Annotated in this window: 17 protein-coding genes; 9 read left to right on the forward strand and 8 right to left on the reverse strand. The window is 70.0% G+C overall.

Annotated elements, in window-relative coordinates; all coding sequences use genetic code 11:
- Window position 1: 1 nt before the first annotated feature.
- From BM290_RS20745 to BM290_RS20765, 5 genes are all read right to left on the reverse strand, one after another.
- The gene (locus tag BM290_RS20745) at window positions 2–1210 is read right to left on the reverse strand and encodes a polyamine ABC transporter substrate-binding protein (RefSeq protein ID WP_239143620.1); all 1209 of its coding nucleotides are present in this window, start codon (window positions 1208–1210) and stop codon (window positions 2–4) included.
- Between the two features lie 41 nt (window positions 1211–1251).
- Entirely contained in the window at window positions 1252–2364 is a 1113-nt protein-coding gene (locus BM290_RS20750; RefSeq protein ID WP_093616490.1) for an ABC transporter ATP-binding protein, read from the reverse strand.
- A gap of 3 nt (window positions 2365–2367) precedes the next feature.
- Window positions 2368–3819 carry an aminobutyraldehyde dehydrogenase gene (locus BM290_RS20755; protein ID WP_203779430.1) on the reverse strand — a complete coding sequence of 484 codons (1452 nt, stop codon included), beginning with the start codon at window positions 3817–3819 and terminating at the stop codon, window positions 2368–2370.
- A gap of 153 nt (window positions 3820–3972) precedes the next feature.
- Window positions 3973–5313 (reverse strand): aspartate aminotransferase family protein, encoded by a 1341-nt coding sequence (locus tag BM290_RS20760; RefSeq protein WP_093616492.1) that lies wholly within the window; start codon window positions 5311–5313, stop codon window positions 3973–3975.
- 10 nt (window positions 5314–5323) lie between these two features.
- Window positions 5324–6811, reverse strand: coding sequence for a CoA-acylating methylmalonate-semialdehyde dehydrogenase (locus BM290_RS20765; RefSeq protein WP_093616494.1), 1488 nt, complete (start codon window positions 6809–6811; stop codon window positions 5324–5326).
- A gap of 58 nt (window positions 6812–6869) precedes the next feature.
- Between BM290_RS20765 and BM290_RS20770 the strand changes: the two genes are divergently transcribed.
- The gene (locus BM290_RS20770) at window positions 6870–8204 is read left to right on the forward strand and encodes an aminotransferase class I/II-fold pyridoxal phosphate-dependent enzyme (RefSeq protein ID WP_239143621.1); all 1335 of its coding nucleotides are present in this window, start codon (window positions 6870–6872) and stop codon (window positions 8202–8204) included.
- 86 nt (window positions 8205–8290) lie between these two features.
- Window positions 8291–8839 carry a Uma2 family endonuclease gene (locus tag BM290_RS20775; RefSeq protein ID WP_280522846.1) on the forward strand — a complete coding sequence of 183 codons (549 nt, stop codon included), beginning with the start codon at window positions 8291–8293 and terminating at the stop codon, window positions 8837–8839.
- A gap of 63 nt (window positions 8840–8902) precedes the next feature.
- On the opposite strand, the gene BM290_RS49895 is transcribed toward BM290_RS20775, so the two are convergent.
- Window positions 8903–12457 (reverse strand): serine/threonine-protein kinase, encoded by a 3555-nt coding sequence (locus tag BM290_RS49895; RefSeq protein WP_244903942.1) that lies wholly within the window; start codon window positions 12455–12457, stop codon window positions 8903–8905.
- 163 nt (window positions 12458–12620) lie between these two features.
- On the opposite strand from BM290_RS49895, the gene BM290_RS20785 reads away from it, so the two are divergent.
- Window positions 12621–13055, forward strand: a complete 435-nt coding sequence (locus BM290_RS20785) for a phage holin family protein (protein ID WP_373871063.1) — start codon at window positions 12621–12623, stop codon at window positions 13053–13055.
- Window positions 13056–13326: 271 nt separating this feature from the next.
- Here BM290_RS20785 and BM290_RS48460 read toward each other — a convergent pair whose 3' ends face one another.
- Both BM290_RS48460 and BM290_RS48465 read right to left on the reverse strand, forming a co-directional pair.
- On the reverse strand, window positions 13327–13875 hold the full coding sequence (locus tag BM290_RS48460) for a hypothetical protein (protein WP_177319812.1): 549 nt from the start codon (window positions 13873–13875) through the stop codon (window positions 13327–13329).
- Window positions 13876–14181: 306 nt separating this feature from the next.
- Window positions 14182–14793 (reverse strand): hypothetical protein, encoded by a 612-nt coding sequence (locus BM290_RS48465; RefSeq protein ID WP_177319813.1) that lies wholly within the window; start codon window positions 14791–14793, stop codon window positions 14182–14184.
- A 49-nt stretch (window positions 14794–14842) separates the two neighbouring features.
- Here BM290_RS48465 and BM290_RS48470 point away from each other — a divergent pair, with 49 nt between their 5' ends.
- From BM290_RS48470 to rhaI, 6 genes are all read left to right on the forward strand, one after another.
- On the forward strand, window positions 14843–15835 hold the full coding sequence (locus tag BM290_RS48470) for a DUF3618 domain-containing protein (protein ID WP_093616501.1): 993 nt from the start codon (window positions 14843–14845) through the stop codon (window positions 15833–15835).
- A gap of 868 nt (window positions 15836–16703) precedes the next feature.
- Complete coding sequence (locus BM290_RS20800) at window positions 16704–17732, forward strand: autoinducer 2 ABC transporter substrate-binding protein (RefSeq protein WP_093616503.1); 1029 nt, start codon at window positions 16704–16706, stop codon at window positions 17730–17732.
- Window positions 17732–19360 carry a sugar ABC transporter ATP-binding protein gene (locus tag BM290_RS20805; protein WP_093616505.1) on the forward strand — a complete coding sequence of 543 codons (1629 nt, stop codon included), beginning with the start codon at window positions 17732–17734 and terminating at the stop codon, window positions 19358–19360. Before BM290_RS20800 ends, BM290_RS20805 begins: the two co-directional genes overlap by 1 nt.
- A complete protein-coding gene (locus BM290_RS20810) occupies window positions 19357–20355 on the forward strand; it encodes an ABC transporter permease (protein WP_093616507.1) in 999 nt (332 codons plus the stop codon). The genes BM290_RS20805 and BM290_RS20810 overlap by 4 nt, the downstream gene beginning before the upstream one ends.
- Window positions 20352–21413 carry an ABC transporter permease gene (locus tag BM290_RS20815; RefSeq protein WP_093616509.1) on the forward strand — a complete coding sequence of 354 codons (1062 nt, stop codon included), beginning with the start codon at window positions 20352–20354 and terminating at the stop codon, window positions 21411–21413. Before BM290_RS20810 ends, BM290_RS20815 begins: the two co-directional genes overlap by 4 nt.
- Window positions 21410–22561 (forward strand): L-rhamnose isomerase, encoded by a 1152-nt coding sequence (gene rhaI / locus BM290_RS20820; protein WP_093616511.1) that lies wholly within the window; start codon window positions 21410–21412, stop codon window positions 22559–22561. The genes BM290_RS20815 and rhaI overlap by 4 nt, the downstream gene beginning before the upstream one ends.
- Window positions 22562–22584 lie beyond the last annotated feature (23 nt).

Consider the following 22584-nt stretch of genomic DNA (forward strand, 5'->3'; position numbering starts at 1 on the left):
ATTACCCCAGCACGATCGGTTGGAACACCCGCTCGAAGTCGTTCTTCTCCTCGGCGGTGTTGAAGTTGACGTAGTAGTGCAGCCGCTTGTACTCGGCGTCACCCGGGAAGACGAGCGGGCTGTCGGCGACCGAGAGCAGGAAGTCCTTGTCCTCGCCGGACGCGGCGGCCGCGTGCTTCTTCATCTGGGCCTGCGCGCCGGGGACTGGGCACACGTAGTTGATGTACTCGGCGAGCGTGGTGGCGTTCTCCAGGTCGTAGAGGAAGTCCATCAGCGTGATCGCGTCCACCGGGTTCTCGGCGGTGACCGGGATGGCCATGTTGTCGGTCCAGATGGTGCCGCCCTCGGACGGGATGACGAACTTGAAGTTCGTGCCGTCCGAGACGTTCTTCTGGAAGATGTCACCGGACCAGGCCTGGGTGATCCAGACCTCGCCCTTGCCGAGCGCGTCCACGTAGCTCTGGTCGTAGTAGTTGCGGACCAGGCCGCCGTCCTTCTGCTCCTTGAGCTTGGCGGCCGCCTGCTTCCACGAGGTCTCGTCCGACTTGGACGGGTCGAGGCCGGCCGCGAGCAGGCCGAAGTTGCCCAGCTCCTGGAGGTCCTTGAACATGCCGACCTTGCCCTTGTACTTCGGGTTCCACAGGTCGGCGAGGCTGGTGACCGGTTCCTTGATCTTGGACGGGTCGTAGGCGATGCCGGTGATGCCGGACGCGTACGGGATGCTGAAGACGTTGCCCGGGTCGTACGAGGAGGCGGCGTACGACTTGGCCGCGTTGGCGGCGTAGTTGGGCAGCTTCGAGTGGTCCAGCGGAGCGAGGAAGCCGGAGTCGCGGAACTGGCCGAACTGGATCGAGTTGGTGATGACCATCAGGTCGTACCCGATCGACTGCCCGGCCGACAGCTGCGGCTGGACCTTGGCGAACCAGGGGCCCATCTCCTGGATGACCTCGTCGTACTTGACCTGGATGCCGGTCTTCGTGGTGAACTTCTTGAGCTCCGGCTTCTTCGGGTCCATGTAGAGCGGCCAGTTGGCGAAGTTGAGCTTGCCGGACTGGGTCTTGCCGCTCCAGAACTTCGCGACGGCGTCGGGGGCAATACTGGCCTGCGGCTTGCCCTTGCCCTCCACGCCACACGCGGCGAGGAAGGCGCCCATCGCCGACAACCCGCCGAGGCGCAGCGCGTCACGGCGACCGAGCCGCGACTGCGTCATGCCTCGCAGGAGGGAGGGGCTCGGCTTATCGGTGGGGAACATCAGACTCCGATCGGGTACGAGTGCTGCGGGGCCCAGGTGAGGAAGACGCGCTCGCCACGAGACGCGACGTCCTCTGCATCGTGAGCATTCTGATCGAACACCACGAAGTCCGTTCCAGCGGTGGTCGCCACTGTGTAATTCGTCGAGGTCCCGTGATAGACGACCTCGGTGACGGTGCCGGAGAGAAGGCTCCCATTGACATTGCTCGGAATCGTCCGGTGCAGGTCGATCTTCTCCGGACGGACGGAGACCTCGATGTCACGGCCGACGGCGACGCCGGCCGGCACGGGCACCACGACGCGCTCGCCGGGGCCCTTCTCGAGGACCGCGTAGCCCTGATCGGACCAGGTGACCCGGCCGTCGATGATGTTGGAGGTGCCGATGAAGCCGGCCACGAAGCGGGTGGACGGGCGCTCGTAGATGTCGCGCGGCGAGCCGAGCTGCTCGATGAGGCCGCTGTTCATCACCGCGATCCGGTCGCTCATGGTGAGCGCCTCGCCCTGGTCGTGGGTGACGTAGACGAAGGTGATGCCGACCTCGCGCTGGATGCGCTTGAGCTCGATCTGCATCTGCTGGCGCAGCTTGAGGTCGAGGGCGCCGAGCGGCTCGTCGAGCAGCAGCGCCCGCGGGTGGTTGACCAGCGCCCGGGCCAGCGCGACCCGCTGCTGCTGGCCGCCGGACATCTCCTTGGGCTGCCGCCGCTCCATGCCGGTCAGCGAGACGATCTCGAGCATCTCGCCGACGCGGCGCTTGATGTCGTTCTTCGCGACCTTCTTGCGTTCGAGGCCGAACGCGACGTTCTGCTGCACCGTGAGATGCGGGAACAGCGCGTACGACTGGAAGACCATGTTGACGTCGCGCTTGTTCGGCGCGACCCCGGTCACGTCCCGGCCGTCCAGGAAGACCTTGCCGGCGGTGGGCTCCTCGAAGCCCGCGATCATCCGCATCGTGGTGGTCTTGCCGCAGCCGGACGGGCCGAGCAGTGAGAAGAACTCCCCCTGTCCGATCGCCAGGTCCAGGCTCTTGACGGCGGGCACCGCCTCACCGTGCGACAGGTAGTCCTTGCGCACGCCGGCGAACTCGATCGCCGGCGTGGAGGGAGAAGTGGTCATCCATCACCTCTGAGCGGGGGTGTCATTGAAGCTCATCACATGCTTGATACGGGTGTATTCCTCGAACCCGTACATCGAGAGATCCTTGCCGTAACCGGAGTGACCGTATCCGCCGTGCGGCATCTCGGACACGAAGGGTAGGTGCGTGTTGATCCAGACGGCGCCGAAGTCGAGACGACGGGACATCCGCATGGCCCGGCCGTGGTTCTGTGTCCAGACGCTGGCGCTCAGCCCGAACCGCACGTCGTTGGCCCACCGGACGGCCTGGTCCTCGTCGGTGAAGCTCTGCACCGTGACGACCGGTCCGAAGATCTCGTCCTGGATCATCTCGTCGCGCTGCCGCAGCCCCGCCACCACGGTCGGCGCGAAGAAGTAGCCACGGTCGCCGACGCGGTGGCCGCCGGTGACGACCTCGGCGTGGTCCGGGGTCCGGTTCAGGAAGCCGGTGACCCGGTCCAGCTGGACGGCGTTGTTGACCGGGCCGAAGAAGGCGTCGGCGTCGCTCGGCGGCCCGACCTTGGTGCCCTGGGCGGCCTCGGCGAGCGCCGCGGTGAAGTCGGCGGCGATCCGCTCGTGCACCAGCACGCGGGTGGCGGCGGTGCAGTCCTGGCCGGCGTTGAAGTATCCGGCGCCGGCGACCGCGGCGGCGACAGCGGCGACGTCGACGTCGTCGAAGACCACGACCGGGGCCTTGCCGCCCAGCTCCAGGTGCACGCGCTTGAGGTCGGGGGCGGCGGCCGCGGCGACCTCCATGCCGGCCCGGGTGGAGCCGGTGATCGACACGAACTGCGGAATCGGATCGGTGACCAGGGCCCGGCCGGTGTCCCGGTCGCCACAGACCACGTTCAGCACGCCGGGCGGCAGGAACTCGCTCGCGATCTCGGCGAGCAGCAGCGTGCTCACCGGGGTCGTGTCGGACGGCTTGAGGACTACCGAGTTGCCGGCCGCGATGGCGGGGGCGAACTTCCACACACCCATCACCATCGGATAGTTCCACGGGGTGATCTGTGCGCAGACGCCGATCGGCTCACGGCGTACGAAAGAGGTGTGGTCCCGCAGATACTCCCCCGCGGCCTTGCCCTCCAGGATCCGCGCCGCGCCGGCGAAGAACCGCAGCTCGTCGAGGATCGGTCCCATCTCCTCGGCGCGGGTCGCCTCGACCGGCTTGCCGGTGTTGCGGACCTCGGCCGCGATGATCTCGTCGGCCCGCGCCTCGATCGCGTCGGCGATGCGCAGCAGCGCCCGCTGCCGCTCGGCCGGGGTGCTGTCCCGCCAGACCTCGAAGCCCTGTGCGGCGGCCGCCACCGCCCTCTCGACGTCCCGCGCCGAGGAGACCGGCGCCTGCGCATACGTCTCCCCGGTGCTGGGGTCGATCACCGGGGACGTGACGCCGTCCTCGGTGCCGGTGAAGGCCCCGGCGACGAAATTGCGCAGCACGGGAACAGGAGTGCTCACAGGGATTTTGGCCTTCCGTCTAGGGCGATCTCACCCGGACTGGAGGGACCTTGTCACACAGACGAGTGAGCTAGCAAGGGAATCCGAAGTAATTTCCAAAACCGAAACGGAATCAGAAGATCCGACCCCGTTCCAGCTACGTAATCCGGCGTTTTAGGCGGCGTAATAGCCGTCGGCGACGGTCAGCGCCTCGTCGATGATCGCGAGGCCCTCGCGCAGATCCCCGGCCGTGATCGTGCACGGCGGAACCACGTGCAGCCGGTTGAAGTGAACGAACGGCCACAGGCCCCGTTCCTTGCAGGCCGCGGCGACCGCGTTCATCGGCGCGGCCGCGGCACCGGCGGCGTTGAACGGTACCAAAGGCGCTTTGGACTCCCGATCGGTGACCAACTCGACGGCCCAGAACACGCCGAGGCCGCGAATGTCGCCGACGCTCGGGTGCTTTTCCGACATCTCTTTCAAAAAGGGCGCGATGATGTCGTCCCCGAGCGCGCGGGCGTGCTCGACGATCCCCTCCTCCTTGAAGATCTGCATGCTCGCCACCGCCGAGGCGCAGGCCAGCGGATGCCCGGAGTAGGTGAGGCCGCCCGGGAACGGACGCTCGCGGAACGTCTCGGCGATCGCGTCGGAGATCACCACGCCACCCAGCGGCAGGTAGCCGGAGTTGACGCCCTTGGCGAAGGTGATCAGGTCGGGGGCGACACCCCAGCGGTCGACCGCGAACCACTCGCCGCACCGACCGAAGCCCGCCATCACCTCGTCGGCGATGAAGACGATGCCGAACTCGTCGCAGATCTCCCGCACCCCGGCCAGATAGCCGGGCGGCGGCACCAGGATGCCGTTGGTGCCGACCACGGTCTCCAGCAGGATCGCGGCGATCGTGGCCGGGCCCTCGAAGACGATCGTGTCGCGCAGGTGCCGCAGAGCCCGCTGCCCCTCCTCGTGCTCGTCCTTCGAGAAGAACGGCGACCGATAGGGGTACGGCCCCCAGAAGTGCACGACACCGACGGCGACCGGCTCGTTCGGCCAGCGGCGCGGGTCCCCGGTCGCGGTGATCGCGGTGGCCGTCGAGCCGTGGTAACTGCGGTAGGTCGACAGCACCTTGTGCCGGCCGGTGTGCAGCCGGGCCATCCGGATCGCGTTCTCGTTGGCCTCGGCGCCGCCGTTGGTGAAGAACACCTTGTTCAGGTTCGGCGGGGCGAGCTCGGCGATCATCCGGGCCGCCTCGCCGCGCTTGTCGTTGGCGAAGGCCGGCTGGATGGTGGCCAGTTTGCCGGCCTGCTCCTGGATGGCGGCGATCAGGCGCGGGTGCTGGTGCCCGATGTTGATGTTGACGAGCTGGGACGAGAAGTCCAGATACTTCTTACCGCTGTAGTCCCAGAAATGGCTGCCCAGCGCCCTCTCGATGGGCAGCGGGTCGATCAGGCCCTGCGCGGACCAGGAGTGGAAGACGTGCGCGCGGTCGTCGGCGCGCACCTGCGATTCAGTGCTCACGGGATCATCCTCAACGAGTCTGCGGGAAGCCGAGGTCGATCGACGAGGTTCCCGGGTCGGGCCAGCGGGACGTGACGACCTTGCTGCGGGTGAAGAAGTGGATGCCGTCCGGGCCGTACATGTGGGTGTCGCCGAACAGCGACGCCTTCCAGCCACCGAACGAGTAGTAGGCCACCGGCACCGGGATCGGCACGTTGACGCCCACCATGCCCGCGTTGACGTCGAACTGGAACTGCCGGGCCGCGCCGCCGTCCCGGGTGAAGATGGCGGTGCCGTTGCCGTACTCGTTGTTGTTGATCAGCTCCAGGGCCTCGGCGTACGTGTCGACGCGGACCACGCTCAGCACCGGGCCGAAGATCTCGTCGGTGTAGACGATCATTTCCGGGGTGACGTTGTCGAGCAGCGTGGCGCCCAGGAAGAAGCCCTCCGTCGGCAGGTCGCCGGTCCGGCCGTCGGCGACCACCGTGGCGCCCTGGGTGACCCCGGCCTCGATGTAGCCGGCCACCTTGTCCCGGTGCTGGGCGCTGATCAGCGGGCCCATCTCGGAGGCGGGGTCGGTGCCGTCGCCGATCTTGATCTTGGGGAGCCGGGCGGCGATCGCCTCGACCAGCGGGTCGGCGATCTCGCCCACCGCCACCACCACGGAGATCGCCATGCAGCGCTCGCCGGCCGCGCCGTAACCCGCGCTGATCGCCGCGTCGGCCGCCGCGTCGAGCTCGGCGTCGGGCAGCACGATCATGTGGTTCTTCGCGCCGCCGAGCGCCTGCACGCGCTTGCCGTGCGCGGTGCCGGTCTCGTAGATGTACTTGGCGATCGGGGTCGAGCCGACGAAGCTGACCGCCGCGATGTCCGGATGCGTCAGGATCGCGTCGACCGCCTCCTTGTCGCCGTTGACGACGGTGAAGACGCCGTCCGGCAGGCCCGCCTCCTTCCACAGCGTCGCCAGCCAGAGCGCGGCCGACGGATCCTTCTCGCTGGGCTTGAGCACGAACGCGTTGCCCGAGGCGATCGCCGTCGCGCACATCCACAGCGGCACCATCGCCGGGAAGTTGAACGGCGTGATGCCGGCGACCACCCCGAGCGGCTGACGGATCGAGTAGACGTCGACGCCGGTGGCGGCCTGCTCGGAGAAGCTGCCCTTCATCAGGTGCGGGATGCCGGTGGCGAACTCCACGTTCTCCAGGCCGCGGGCCACCTCGCCGGCCGCGTCGGCGAGGACCTTGCCGTGCTCGCGGGTGACGATCGCGGCGATCTCCCCGGTGCGCGAGGCGAGCAGCTCACGGAACTTGAACAGGACCGCGGAACGCTTCGAGAGCGACGCCTCCCGCCAGCCCCGGGCCGCCGCCTTCGCGTTCTTCACGGCCGCGTCGAGCTCCGCGGCGCTCGCCAGATCGACCGAGGCGATCTGCTCGCCGGTGGCGGGGTTGAAGACCGGGCCGACACGGCCCGAGGTGCCGGCGGTCTCGGCGCCGCCGATCCAGTGCGCGATGTGATTCATGCGTCGAGATTATGTGACGCCCCTAGACCGAACAATGACTCGATTGTACTGTCACATAATGTTTTACCAGGCCGTCACGGACCGGCTGTCGGTTGCCAGCGCTCGCGGACTGGCCGAAGCGGTCAGCCGCGCGGTCGGCGACGGCGCCCTCGCGGGCGGCCTCAAGCTCCCGCCGGTGCGCTCGGTCGCCACCGAGCTGCAGCTCTCCCCCAGCACCGTCAACGCCGCGTGGCAGCTCCTGCGGCGGGCCGGGACCATCCGCACCGACGGGCGGCGGGGCACCGTGGTCGCCACCCCCGGCGCCGGCGGCCCCGGTCGTTATCGGGCAGCCCTGCGGCGGACGTCCGGTTTCGCGCTGGACCTCTCCACCGGGGTGCCCGACCCCGCGCTGCTGCCGCCGCTGCCCGGGCTGCACGGCCTCTCCCCCGCCCCGAGCAGCTACCTCGACGAGCCGGTGCTGCCCGAGCTGGGGGCGCTGCTGCGAGGGCGGTGGCCGTACCCCGCCGAACGCCTGGCGATCTTCGACGGAGCGATGGACGCGGTCGACCACGTCGCCACCGCCCTGCTGCGCCTCGGTGACCTCGCGCTCGTCGAGAACCCGTGCTTCCCGCCCCTGCTCGACCTGCTCGAAACGCTCGGTGTACGGGTCGCCGGGGTGGCCACCGACGCCCACGGCATGATCCCCGACCGGCTCGCCGCCGCCCTCACCCGCCGGCCCGCCGCCGTCTTCCTCCAGCCGCGCGCCCTCAACCCCACCGGCGCGTCGTGGTCACCGTCGCGGTCCGCCGCCCTCGCCGCGGTGCTCGGTCAAACGCCGCAGGTGTACGTGGTGGAGGACGACTCGGCCGGCGACCTCTCCTCCGGGCCGCCGCTGTCGGTCGGCGCACACCTCCCCCGGCAGACCGTCCACGTGCGCAGTTTCTCCAAGTCGCACGGCCCCGACCTGCGGCTCGCCGCGATCAGCGGCCCCGCCACGGTCCTCGACCCGATCCTGGAGCGGCGGCTGCTCGGCCAGGGCTGGACCAGCCGCCTCCTGCAGCACCTGCTGCTCACCCTCCTCACCGACCCGTCCTCGATCGCCGCGGTCGCCGCCGCCCGCGACGAGTACGCCCGCCGCCGCCGGATGATCACTTCCGGTCTCGCGGCGGCGGGGATCACGCTGCCGCCCGGCGAGGGCCTCAATCTCTGGCTGCCGGTCGCCGACGAACAGGCCGCCCTGCTCAGCCTGGCCAGCGCCGGCATCGGGGCGGCGGCGGGGACCGCCTTCACGGTCGGGGCGGCCGCCGAGCCCCACCTGCGGGTGACCGTCGGGCTGGTCGCCACCGGCCACGCGGAGGTGGCCGAGCGCCTGGCCACGGCCGCGCGGGCCGCCACCCAGCCCGTCCCCCGTTGACGCATCACGACTTGCTTCATGCCAGGTAGGCGTGCGACCATGCCGGTATGAGCGCATGCGATAGTCCGTCCTCCCTCGGCGACCACATGGGCCCCTGGACCGAGGAGGAGTTCCTCGCGCTCGGTGAGACGAACCATCGGATCGAGTTGTTCGACGGGAGCCTCTGGGTGACGCCACGACCGAACGCACCGCATCAGCAGATCAGCGTTCGGCTGGCCGCCGGCCTCCTGCCCGGGGCCGACGCTGCCCGCCTCTGGATCCTCGCCGACATGAACGTCCGGCTGGCGGCCGGAACGGTGACGAGACCCGATCTCATCATTGCCCGCGGTCCACGAGTGGTGACGATGGTGGACGCTTCCGATGTCCTGCTCGCTTGCGAGATCGCCTCGCCGAGCAACACCACGACGGACCGCGTGCTGAAGAAGGAGCTTTACGCCGCCGCGAAGATCGGGTGGTACCTACTCGTCGAGCCGGAGATGACCACATACGAGTCGGTCACCCTGCATCTCTTCCGCCTGGGGCCTGACGGCTACACGACCTATGCGGTGGCCGAAGGCGACGAGACCCTGATCATCGACGATCCCTTCCCGGCGTCGATCAGCGGAAACCGCCTGCTCGGCATCCACCGGTCCTGACTCCGGCGGCCCACGACCGACCCTGCACCCCTGGCCCCGCCCCCCGGCCGTCGGCGCGGGTGGTCAGCTCTTCGCCGGGACGAAGCTGTCGAAGACCAGCTGGAGATCGTCGCGGGAGTCGTTCCACTCGGAGTCCGGGGTCTGCCAGTAGATGCCGTAGGCCTTGTCGTCCGCCACCACCGTGCCGCGGTTGTTGACGTGCCGGCGCACACCGTCGCGCATGAAGGTGAACTCCCAGTCGGCGGCCTTGATGAAGTAGTCCACCGCCTCGATGTGCACCTCCCGGTAGTCCGGGAAGTCACCACCCGCGACACGATTGTCGGCCTGGGTGCGCCAGTCCTTCACCGGGTTCGACTTCGGCTGGTCGGTCTGGTCGATGCCGAGGATCTTCCCGTCTCCCCGGAAGTACACCATCGTCCCTTCCTTGGACCGTTTCCAGCCCGCCGGGACGTACAGCGAGAACCCGGTCCGGTCCGTGTACTCGACCCACCCGGCCGGAAGCTGCGGCCGGGCGCCCTGACCGCCGTCCCCGTCCCCGTCGCCGTCGCCGCTTCCGCTCTCGGCCGGACTCGGACTGGCCGGCGGCGGAGCTTGCGCCGCATCGCCCCCCGCCGACGCCGACGGGCCGGGCGAGGCCGACACGGTCGCACCGGCGCCCGGTGCCGCGGCCGACGGTGCCGGCTGGGCCTCCGGAGTGTCCGAACGCCCGGTCAGCGCCCACACACCTCCGGCCGCGAGAACCACCGCGAGCACCGCCGCCACCACCACGATCAGCCGACGCCTGCGGTGATCGATTCCGGTCACACGCGGTTCGACTCGCCCCCGCCCAATCGCCGGCCCCACGCGGGTGTCCGCCAGTGGCGGCTCCACCACCGGCGAGCCATCCGATCCATCCGGCGCGCGCTGCCCCGGCTCCAGGCTCGCGGCCCTTCCCGGCCCGGCCTCGGACTTGTCAGCGACCGGTCCGGCGCCCGAAGCAGCCAACGCGACCTCCGACTCTCCGCGCGGCGACGCATCCGGCGCGGTTCCTAGGCCCGCCTCCGCCTCGAGCGAGTCCTTGCCGCCACCGGCCGTCTCCGATCCCTCGGCCTCGCCGCCGTCCCCAGCCACGATTCGCGAATCGGACGAGTCACCGCCAGATCCGCCGACAGCCGCCCCCAGCACGACGCGATCGGACGAGTCACCGCCAGGTCCGCCGACAGCCGCCCCCACCGCGCCGCGATCGGACGAGTCACCGCCGGGTCCGCCGACAGCCGCCCCCACCGCGCCGCCATCCGAACCCACGGCCGTGGCCGTGTCCGCCTTCGCATCCTCCGACTCCGCGGTGTCCACGGCCGCCGGCTGAGCTCTCACGTCATCCGCGTCTGCGGACTCCGCCTCCGTGCCATCTGCCGTGGCGGTTCCTGACCACTCAGCCTCCGCCGCGTCAGTAGCGACAGCCTCCGCCTTCGCGACCGCGGCACTCGCGGCGTCGGCCTCGGCGTCCCCTGCCGTTGTCCCCTCGGCCTTCGCAGCGCCCGGCTCTACTGTCTCCGCCGCGCGCGTCTTCGCAGCGTCAGCCTCAACGGACTCCGGCTTCGCAGCCTCGGTCCCCGCGACGTTCGCCCGGGCTGCCGCGGCCTCGACACCCTCGACACTCGCCGCCTCAGCCCTCGCCGAGCTCCCGCGCGCGACCCCCGCCTTCGCGGCCTCAGCCCCGACGGCCTCCGCCTTCGCGACCTCCGCCTTCACGGCATCAGCCCCGACGGCCTCCGCCTTCGCGACCTCCGCCTTCACGGCATCAGCCCCGACAGCCTCCGCCTTCGCAACACCGGCCTCGACGCCCGCCGCCTCAGCCGCCGCTTCTCCCGCCCGCGCAGCCCCGGCGTCCGCGGCGTCAGCCTCAACCGATTCGGGCTCTGCGGTCTCAGCCTTCGCAACGTTCGCCTGCGCCGCCGTCGCCGCGATCTCTTCCGGCTTCGCTACCTCAGCCCTCGCACCACTCGCCGCCCCAGCCTTCGCCGCGTCCGACTTCGCGACCGGCGCCTTCGCGTCGTCAGCGTCGACGGATTCCGACGTGGTCGCCTCAGCCTCGGCGGCGTCCGCCCGCGCTGCTGTCGCCCCGGCAGTCTCCGCCTTTGCCGCGTCTGCCGTCACGAGGTCAGCCCTCGCAGCATCCGCCTTGGCCGCCTCAGCCCTTTCAGCAGCCGCTTTCGCTGCTTCCGCCTTCGCCGTCCCCACCTGCGCGGCCTTCGCCCTGGCCGCTTCCGCCCTGGCCGCTTCCGCCCTGGCCGCTTCCGCCCTGGCCGCTTCCGCCCTGGCCGCTTCCGCCCTCGCGGCCTCCGCCCTCGCGGCCACCGCACTCGCGGCCACCGCACTCGCGGCCACCGCCTCCGCGGCCTCCGCCCTCGCGGCCACCGCCTTCGCAGCCTCCGCCTCCGCGGCCTCCGCCCTCGCGGCCACCGCCTTCGCAGCCTCCGCCTCCGCGGCCTCCGCCCTCGCGGCCACCGCCCTCGCAGCCTCCGCCTCCGCGGCCTCCGCCCTCGCGGCCACCGCCTTCGCAGCCTCCGCCCTCGCGGCCTCCGCCCTCGCCGCTTGAGCGCTCGCGGCCCGCGGCTTCGGGCGCGGGACCTGAGCACGACCGGAGGCGACGTCGGGGGCCGACGAGGGCGTACCCGTGGCGCCTTTGGAGCGGCTGCCGGAGCCGGCCGAGGGTTCGCCGGAGGACCGAGGACGCGGGATCCGGAACACCGACGGGAGGCTTGCGGCGAACCCGGCCAGGCCCGAGGGTCTTGCTTGCTGGCCCGGCGGAGCTTCGCCGGAGGCGGTCAGGTCGGCGAGGATGGCCTGGGCCACGTTCTCGGCGTCCTCGGCACTGATCCGGGCGGCGGGATCCTTCTGGAGCAGGCCGTCGAGCAGCGGCCGCAGCACGCCCGCGTGGGTCGGCGGGTCCGGTTCCTCGGTGGCGAGGGCGGCGAGTGTCGCCATCGTCGAGCCGCGCTGGTAGGGCGAGCGGCCCTCGATCGCGGCGTACAGCGTGGCGCCCAGCGACCACAGGTCGGCCTCCAGGCCGCTCGGCGCTCCCTGCGCCCGCTCCGGCGCCATGAACTGCGGGGATCCGACCAGGATGTCGGAGCGGCTGATCACTCCGTCGTCGTCGACGGCCGCGATGCCGAAGTCGGTGAGCAGCACTCGGCCGTCGTCGGCGAGCAGCACGTTCGCCGGTTTCACGTCGCGGTGCTCGACGCCGAGACGGTGCGCGGTGCGCAACGCCCCGAGCAGTTCCAGGCCGATCCGGGCGACACGATACGGGTCGAGCCGTCCCTGTTCGGCGATCTCCTCACGGAGCGATCGGCTCGGCACGTACTCCATGACGATCCAGGTGCGGTCGTCGAGCTGCAATACGTCGTACACCTGAATGACGTTGGGGTGATTGATCCGCGCCGCCGCCCGGGCCTCTCGGAGTGTGCGCCGCGCCGACGCCCCGCCGTCCGTGCCGAGCTGCTGGTCGATCTCCTTGATCGCGACGTCCCGCTCGAGCGTCTCGTCACGGGCCAGGAACACCTGGCCCATTCCACCGCGGCCCAGGCTCGCGCCCAGCCGGTACCGTCCGGCGAGCAGCACGGGCGCATCAGGCATGCGCACCGTTATACCCGTCGCGCGCACACATCAAGCGGACCCCTACTTGCACCAAGCCGCATAACGGGCATTCGCTGCCTCCGGACCTGCACTTACCGGATTCGACGGCACCGGCGGCGGGCGATTAGTCAGGATTGGGGTGGGTACGTCTCCAGAGACAACCGTGCAGGACGGAGGGATGATGACCCACACAGACGCACGAGCCGATCATTCGACCGCGGAACTGGTGAGCCGGCTCAGCGAGCAGGTGACCACTCTGGTCCGTGACGAACTGGCGCTGGCTCGCATCGAGATGACCGAGAAGGGCAAGAAAGCCGGCAAGGGCGCGGGCCTGCTCGGGGGCGCCGGGGTGATCGCCCTGTACGGCGTCGGCGCGCTGCTCGTCACCGCCGGTGCGGCATTGTCGCTGGTCATGCCGGTATGGGCGGCCGCCCTCATCGTGGCGGTGGTGCTCTTCGCCGGCGCGGGGATCGCCGCGCTCGCCGGGAAACGGGAGGTACAGCAGGCGGTGCCGCCGACCCCGGAAGCCGCGATCGCCAGCGGTCGCCGTGACGTGAACGAGTTCATGGCCGCCGCCCGTCGTGGGGCACGCTCATGAGCGTCCCGAACCGCAGCCGCTCCGAGGCCCGCCGACCGTCGCCGGGCCGCAACCGCCCGAAACCGGGCCCACCCGCGTCGAGCCGCGCCCCGGCCGAGGGCCAAACCCCGACCTCATCCGGTACGGGGCAGTCGCCCTCGCCCACGTCGGCACCGCACACCGGCGCGGCACCGCACACCGGCGCGGCACAGCCGAGGTCCGCCGCACCGGGGCCGCAGACGCCGCCGGCCGGAACGGCACAGCCTAAGCCCGGCCCGCCGTCCTCGTCCGGTCACACCGCCGACATGCCGTCCACCGGCGGCGGCCATGCCGTGAAGCCGCCGCAGCCGGCCGCGTCCGGGGGCGGTGACCGGCCAGGAACCGGGCAGCACAGTACGGTGACGCCCGGCCCTGGTTCACGCAGCACCGTGACCACGAGGTCGTCGAGCACGCCGGCGGGCGGTTCGGGGGCGCCGGGGCCAACTCCCAAGACCGTGGCCGCGGGCGCGTCGGATTCTCGGGGAACACCCACATCCGGCGCTTCGGGGATGCCGAGCGGCCCAGGGACAGCCGGGACCGCGGCTTCCGGCAACCCGCCCGGGGCAACGCCCGCCACGTCGGCGGGCTCCGGGAACCCGGACGTGCCGAAACCTACGACGATGAGCGCCGGTTCGGCACCGAAACCCTCGCCCACCTCGGGAAACGCCGCCGCATCGGAGGCCGCGGGACGGGCAACGGGCCGGGCACCGGTTCCCGCGCCGCTGTCACCTTTCGGCAACCCACCGCCCGGCAACCCACCACCCGGCAAGCCGCCGCGGCCGGCGACGGCCTCCGGCGGCACTGGAACCGGGCCGGACGCTGCGGCCGATCACCGGGAGACCGGCAGCCGTTCCGCTCCCGCACATCCGAGCGGATCCGGGGTCCGGCCCGAAATGAGTGGTGCCGAAGGCGGTGCCGGCATCTCACCGACCGAGGTGGGAGCTCAGGCGACGACGGGAGAATGGGGCGACATCCGGCCCGACAACAACACGGGGTTCGCAGCCGAAGCCGCGCACCAGGGGGGTTCTACCGGAACGGGTTCCTCCGGAGAGACGGCCACGACCGGCGGGCCCGGGACCCACACCGGTCCGAGTCGGCCCGGCCACGGTCACTCGACCACGCAGTCGGGCCCTGCCGCGGGTCGGTCTGCCTCGACATCCGCCGGCGGGACCGGCGCCGCTTCTGGGATTTCCTCAGGCGCCGCTCCCAGGACTTCTTCCGGGGCTGGTTCCGGCGCCGCTTCCGGGACTTCTCCCGGAGCCATTTCCGGGACCTCTTCCGGCGCAGTTCCCGGGGCTGTTTCGGGCGCCGCTTCCGCGACCTCTTCCCGAGCTGGTTCCGGCGCCGCGTCCGCGACTTCTTCCGGCACCTCTTCCGGGGCTGGTTCCGGCGCCACTTCCGCGACTTCTCCGGGAGCCTCTTCCGGGACCTCTTCCGGCACCTCTTCCGGGGCTGGTTCCGGCGCCACTTCCGCGACTTCTCCGGGAGCCTCTTCCGGGACCTCTTCCGGTGCCGGGACACGCATTCCGCCGGGTCCGACCGACCGCATTCGCGCGGCAACGCCGCCGGCCACTGCCGGGAAGCCCAGCAGCACCACCGGACAGAGGACCGGCACAGCGGCAACGCCAACCGCGCCGGGCTCCACCGACCACACCCACGCTGCCGAAACACCGGGCCGCACCACCGCACAGAAAACGGGCACAGCGACGACAGGCAGCACAGCCCACCACACCCACGCTGCCGAAACACCCGGCAGCACCACCGCACAGATGACCGGCGCAAGTAGCACGCCACACCCGGCTCAACACGAGCACGCTGCCGCAACGCGCGGCGGCACCACGGAACCGAGGGCGGGTACAGCGGCAAAGGGCTCGGCGGGAGACGTTCAAGCCGCAGCGGGTGCGGGAACGCCCGTCAACGCCACCGAAGGAACCGCTGCCAGCTCGGCCGACGAGGTGCATGCCGCAGCCGAACGAGCGCGCAACGGGCAAGGCGACGCCGAGGACAAGGCGGAGGCGCTGCGGGCCGAGATTGAGCAGACCCGCGCCGAGATGGGTGAGACCGCGGCCGCGCTGGTGGCCAAGATCGATGTCCCGAGCCGGGTCAAGGAGGCCGCCGTCGATAAGAAGGAGCAGCTGATCGAAGCGGCAACGGAGAAGAAGAACCAACTGACCGAAGCCGCGACCGAGAAGAAGAACCAGTTGGTCGAGGCCGCCACCGAGAAGAAGGCACACCTCGCCGAGACGGCGGCGGAGAAGAAGGCCCAGCTGACCGAAGCCACGTCCGGGACCAGGAGCAAGGTGGCCGACGCAGCGTCCGGGACGAAGAGCAAGATGACCGACGCAGCGTCCGGCGCGAAGAGCAAGGTGGCGGAGGCGGCCGGCTCGATCGCGGCCAAAGCGGAAACGGCGACCGGCGCCATCCGCGGCAAAGGCTCGGAGAGCGCCGATTCGGCACATGCCGGTTCAACGACGGCGGGCGGCCCGCGGCCTGGATCCCCGGCCCATGAGGAACAACGGTCCGCCGAGACGAAGGTCCACTTGGTCGAGGCGGCGGCCGAGGCCGCCGGACGGGCCGGCACCGCGATCAGCACACTGCCGAGCCGAGCTTCCGAAGCCATCGGTACGCTCCGCGGCCGCCCCGACGCAACCAGCACCGACATGCCACACAGCCCTGCCACGAACCGGAACCGCTACGCCTTCGTCGCCGCCGCACTCGCGGTGGCGGCAGCGATCGCCGCAGTGATCAGAAGACGCCGCTGACAGACTCCGCGAACGGCACTGGGCCCCGCCACTCTCCGGCGGGGCCCAGTGCCGTTCGCGGACGTCCGCGCTCCCGAACCACAGCCGCGAACCACGTTCCCCCGCACGTCCAACCAGACGAAACACACGGCCAGGGCCCCGGAGTTCGGAGCGCGGAACGCGGAGCATGGCGCGGCCACGGAACGCGGACCATGGCGCGGCCACGGAACGCGGACCATGGCGCGGCCACGGAACGCGGACCATGGCGCGGGCAGGGAACGCGGAGCATGGCGCGGGCACATAGCGCGGAGCACGGACGCGGAGCACGGACGCGGAGCACGGACGCGGAGCACGGACGCGGAGCACGGACGCGGAGCACGGACGCGGAGCACGGACGCGGAGCACGAGCGCGGAACGCGGAGCCCGGGCGCGGAGCACCAAGCACGAGCGCGGAACGCGAAACACGAAGCACGGAGCACGAGCGCGGAACACGGAGCGCGGGGATCGGGGCGCGGGGATCCGGGCACGGAGTACGGGCCGCGGAACGCGGAACATGGATCACCGAAACACGGGCGCGGGGTGCGGGGATCCGAGTGCGGGGATCCGGGCGCGGGGCGCGGGATCGGGATCGGAATCCGGGATCGGAATCCGGGATCGGGATCGGGATCGGGATCGGGATCGGGATCGGGCGGGAGCGTAGCGACAGTACGAAACAGGGTGACCACGTCGCATCTTGAAACGTATCAGGATGAGTCCTGAGGCGATTGGCCCACTCCGAGAAGAAATCGTGGGCACCCTGGGAATCAACTCTTGACCCTGCCCTAACAGCCTCGTAACGTGACTCACACCTCAGATAGAACGTTTCAAGAACCCTTTATCAGGAGGCGTCATGCGTCCTCGGTTTACCGCTGCCGTCGTCATGGCCACGACGGCCGCCATAGCTCTGACCGGCTGCACCAAGAAGAACGACACCGACACCGCCGCCTCGGGCGACGCGGGCAAGAAGACCTACAAGGTGGCTTTCGTCCCGAAGCTGCAGGGTGTTCCCTACTTCGAGGCGATGAACGCCGGCGGCAAGGAAGCAGCTGCCGCGCTCGGCAACGTGGAGTGGCTCTACCAGGGTCCGACCCAGGCCGACGCCGCCGCGCAGGCCGACATCGTCCGGTCGTACATCCAGCAGAAGGTCGACGCCCTGATCGTCGCGCCGAACGACCCGGACAGCATGGCGCCGCTGCTGCAGCAGGCGAAGGACGCCGGCATCCACGTGGCGACCGCCGACACCGACGCTCCGTCGAGCGTGCGGGAGGTGTTCGTCAACCAGGCCACCGCCGAGGGCATCGGCCAGGGGCTGACCGACTCGCTGCTCACCGCGATGGGCGGCAAGGGCAAGTACGCGATCGTCTCCTGCGGCCAGACCGCGGAGAACCTCAACTCCTGGATCGAGGTCCAGAAGGCGTACACCAAGGAGAAGTACCCGGAGGCCGAGATCGTCGACATCGTCTACGCCGGTGAGGACCAGGCGAAGGCGACGCAGATGGCGACCGATCTGATGAACGCGCACCCGGACCTGACCGGCCTGGTCGGCGAGTGCACGTCGTCCGCGCCGGGTGTGGCGCAGGCGGTCAAGGACGCCGGCAAGATCGGCAAGGTGTTCACGGTGGGCCTGGGCACGCCGCAGGCGATGAAGCCGTACCTGCAGGACAAGTCGTCGACCGCCGCGATCCTCTGGGACGTGGAGAACCTCGGCTACCTGACCGCGTGGGCGGGCGCCCAGATCGCGCAGAACAAGCCGTTCGCGGCGACCAACAACGTGTCGAGCGAGCTGTCCGCGGTCGCCTACACCGAGGCGAACAAGATGCTGCTCCTCGGTCCGGCGCTGGCGATCACCGACAAGAACGTCGACCAGTTCAACTACTGATGACCGACAAGATCGAAACCCCGCGGCTGCGCCTTACCGCTGTCTCGAAGCGGTTCGGCGCGGTCCGGGCCATCCAGCACGCCGATTTCACGGTACGGGCGGGCAAGGTCCACGCCCTGGTCGGTGAGAACGGCGCCGGCAAGTCCACGATGATCAAGATCGTGGCGGGGGCCGAGGTCGCCGACACCGGCGAGATCGAGTTCGAGGGCGAGCCCGTCAAGCTCGGCTCGACGACGGCGGCGATCGCGCTCGGCATCGCCACCGTCTATCAGGAGCCCCAGTTGTTCCCGGAGCTGACGGTCGCGGAGAACATCTTCCTCGGCCGCGAGCTGAAGAAGGCCGGACGGGTCGACTGGGCGGCACAGAACGCGAAGGTGGTCGAACTGCTGGAGCTGCTCGGGCTGCCGGAGCGGTACACGACCGCCGAGGTGGGCACCCTGTCGGTGGCCGAGCAGCAGCAGGTGTCGATCGCGAAGGCGCTGGCCGCGGACGCGAAGGTGCTGATCCTGGACGAGCCGTCGGCGATCCTGACCGACGCCGAGATCGAGGTGCTCTTCGACGTGGTACGCCGGCTGACGGCCGCCGGCGTGGCGGTCATCTACATCTCGCACCGGCTGGACGAGCTGTTCCGGATCGCCGACGAGGTCACGGTCATGCGCGACGGGCGGACCATCGGGACCTATCCGATCAAGGATCTGAGCGTACGGCAGATCGCCCACCTGATGGTGGGAGAGGAGTTGTCGGACTCCCGTCCACATCGCGAGGTGCCGGACGGTCCGGCGGTTCTGGAGCTCAAGAGCCTCAGCCGGGACGGCAAGTTCCGGGACGTCGACGTGAGCGTCAAGGCGGGCGAGATCGTCGCACTGTACGGACTCGTCGGCAGTGGAGTCTCCGAGATCGCGGCATGCGTGTACGGCATTGATCGCAGTACACATGGACAAATATTGATCAACTCAAGTCAAGTCAACATCAGGAATCCCGAGCATGCACAACGGCTCGGCATCGCGTTGTTGCCGGCGAACCGCAAGGTCGAGGGGATGTTCGGCTTCCAGTCGATCGCCTTCAACATCTCGGCGGGTCATCTCAAGCTGTTGTCGAAGTTCGGTGTCTGGGTGGACCGGGCGCGGGAGAAAGCCGTGGCCCTGAAGTTGATCGAACGGCTCGCGGTGAAGACGCCGCACGAGCGGCAGGCGATCAGCGCGATGTCCGGTGGCAACGCGCAGAAGGTGGTCCTGGCCCGGCAGCTCGTGGAACGGCCGAGAGTGCTGGTCCTGGCCGAGCCGACGCAGGGTGTCGACGTCGGCGCCAAGGAGGAGATCCACCGGTTGATCACCGAACTCGCCGAGGAGGGCACCGCCGTCCTGGTGGTGACGTCCGACCTGCCGGAGGCGCTGCGCATCGCCGACCGCATCCAGGTGGTCCGTGGCGGCACGACGACCGACGAGTTCGGCCCCGACGCCAGCCAGGTCGACCTGCTGGCAGCAGCCGCGGGCGGCAGCGAGACAAACCCCGCGCCCACCGCCGGAAACCGCGAGACGAACCGGACGGCCACCGAGAGCCGCGAGACGAACCGGACAGCCACCGAAAGCAGCGACACAAACCGGACGGCCGCGGGAGGTGGCGAATGACCGCGGTTGCGGAAGCGAAGATCAAGCGGCGGGTGCTGCCGAGCCCGGTCACCGGGCAGGAGATCGTGCTCGTCGGGGTCATCGTCGTGCTGTGGGCCGCCCTCGCCGTCAGCACGCCGGCCTTCCTGACGGCCGGGTCGATTCAGCCTCTGCTGGTGGCGACCGCCCCGGTGGCGCTGGTCGGTGTGGCCATGACGATCGTGATCATCACCGGCGGCATCGACGTCTCGGTCGGTGGCGCGATCATGGTGTGCTCGGTGCTGACCGCGAAGGCGCTGGTCGGGACCGACGGGGTGAGCCTCGGCGTCGCGGTGCTGCTGTCGATCGCCGCGGGTGGGCTGCTGGGCCTGGTCAACGGCGTGCTCATCGCGTACGGCAGGGTGCACGCCATCATCATCACGTTCGGCACGGCGAACCTGTTCATGTTCCTCGGCTTGCGGATCTTCGGCTCGGGCACGGTGAACGGCATCCCGGCGACGCTCGCGTTCTTCGGGCGGGGGCCGGACGGCCGTACCCTCGGCATCCCGCACGCCTTCCTGATCACCCTGGTGATCACCGCGGTGGCCTGGTGGTATCTGCGGCACACGGCCGGTGGCCGGCACTTCTTCGCGATCGGCGGCGACGCGCAGGCGGCCCGGCTCGCGGGTGTCCGGGTGCAGCGGCGGGTGCTGCTGGCGTACGTGCTGACCGGGGTGCTCGTCGGTCTCGCGTCGTGTTTCGTGATCGCGCAGGGCACGTCGACGCTCGATCAGTCGGTCGGTTCCGGCAAGGAGCTGGCGGTGATCGCGGCGGTGGTGATCGGCGGCACGAGCATCATGGGCGGCCGCGGCTCGGTTCTCGGCACTCTGCTGGGCGCGCTGCTGGTGCAGTCGGTGGCGTCCGGCGTGACCCAGCTGGGCTGGCGTTCGCAGCTGTCCGACCTGTTCGTCGGCATCTTCATCATCGTGGCGGTCGGCGCCGACCTGCTGCGGGCGCGGGCGAGGAGGAGCCGGTGACCGCCCCAACAATGAAAAAGACGGAGAGGACGGACTACCTCCGCATCCTCCTCACTCAGCGCATCGCGCTGCTGGCGTTGCTCATCGTCGTTGTGGTCGTCACGTTCTTCATCAACGACGCGGGCGGCTACCTGACCGCGCCGTACGACTTCGACTACATGTCGGCGAGCCTGATCAGCGCGGTCCCCCTGGCCATGCTGGGCCTGGCCGAGATGCTGGTGATCCTCTCCGGACGCGGCGGCATCGATCTGAGCGTGGGCGCGATGGTGAGCCTGGCCGGCATGGTGTTCGGTTTCGCGTACGGCGAATGGGGCTGGCCGTTGTGGCTGGCGATCCTGGCCACGGCCGGGTTCGGCGCGTTCCTCGGCGCGATCAACGGTTTCCTGGTCTCCTGGATCGGCTTCCCGGCGCTGATCGCCACGCTCGCGACGTTCTACGCGTACAAGAGCCTCGCGATCGTAGTCAACGACCAGCAGCCGATCAGCACGAAGCCGATCCAGGAGCTGTTCTCCCTGAGCAAGTCGGTGGAGCTGCCGCTGTTCGGCGAGTACGTCCCGAACGTGCCGCTGGGCATCTTCACGTTCCTGCTGCCCACCGTGGTGGCGGTCTGGCTGCTGCTGGCCCGCACCGCGTACGGGCGGCGTCTCTACGCGATCGGCACCAACGACGTCGCCGCTCGCTGGGCCGGCCTGCCGGTCCGGGACACGCGGTTCAAGGCGTACGTCTACGCGGGTCTGATCTCCGGCCTGGTGGCCGTGGTGACCGTGGGACAGTTCGCCTCGGCCCGCCCGGACGCGGGCGTCTCCGGCAACGGCATGGCCCTGCCCGCCATCACCATCGCCGTCCTCGGCGGTGTGGCGATCACCGGTGGCATCGGCCGGGTCGCCGGGGTCGTGCTGGCAACTCTGCTCATCGTCTGGCTCAACGCCGGCATCCTGCTGGCCTTCGTCGGCAACGAGGGCTCGCAGTACCAGCTCCTCGCGCTCGGCGCGGTGCTGGTGTTCGCCGCGCTGTTGAACGGGCTCACCAATCGACGGTACGGAGGTACCACATCATGAACCTCGACGGTCTGGACGGCTTCACGATCGAGGTCCCGAGCTGGGCGTACGGGAACTCGGGCACCCGGTTCAAGGTCTTCACCCGTCCCGGTGGGCCACGCAACCCGTACGAGAAGCTGTCCGACGCCGCGCAGGTGAACCGCCTGACCGGGCTGGCCAACCGGGTCTCGCTGCACATCCCGTGGGACCTGGTCGACGACTGGGCCGACCTGAAGGCGCACGCCGACAAGCTGGGCGTGCGGATCGGCGCGATCAACTCGAACGTCTTCCAGGACGACGACTACCGGCTGGGCTCGCTGTGCAACCCGGACCCGGCGATCCGCCGCAAGGCGATCGACCACCACCTGCAGTGCCTGGACGTGATGCGGCAGACCGGGTCGACGGATCTGAAGATCTGGCTGCCGGACGGCCTCAACTACGCGGGCCAGGACTCGCTGCGCGGCCGTCAGGAGCGGCTGGCCGAGGCGCTGCGGGAGATCTACGACGCGTCCGACGACAACCATCGGATCCTGCTGGAGTACAAGTTCTTCGAGCCGTACTTCTACTCCACCGACATCCCGGACTGGGGCACGTCGCTGCTGCACTGCCTGGCGCTGGGTGAGCGGGCGACGGTCGTGCTGGACACCGGACACCACGCGCCGGGAACGAACATCGAGTTCATCGTGATGCAGCTGCTGCGGCAGGGCCGGCTCGGCGCGTTCGACTTCAACTCGCGCTACTACGCCGACGACGACCTGATCGTGGGCTCGGCCGACCCGTTCCAGCTGTTCCGGATCATGTCGGAGATCGTGGCGGCGGACGCGCACCGGCCCGAGTCGCGGGTCAACTTCATGCTCGACCAGTGCCACAACATCGAGGAGAAGATCCCGGGCCAGATCCTGTCGGTCCTCAACGTCGAGCAGGCTCTCGCCAAGGCTCTGCAGGTGGACCAGGCGGCGCTGGCGACCGCGCAGCGCGAGGGTGACGTGCTGGGCGCGCACCAGGTGCTGATGGACGCCTACGAGACCGACGTGCGGCCGGCGCTCGCGGACCGGCGGGAGGCACGGGGGCTGCCGCGCGATCCGGTCAAGGCTTTCGGAGCATCGGGGTACGCGCAGACGGCAGCCGCCGAGCGGGTGGGCGGAACCCAGGCCGGCTGGGGGGCGTAATCCCCGCAAAATACCGCTTGTAG

Origin of the sequence: Actinoplanes philippinensis (genome assembly GCF_900113015.1) — a bacterium.
GTDB lineage: Bacteria > Actinomycetota > Actinomycetes > Mycobacteriales > Micromonosporaceae > Actinoplanes > Actinoplanes philippinensis.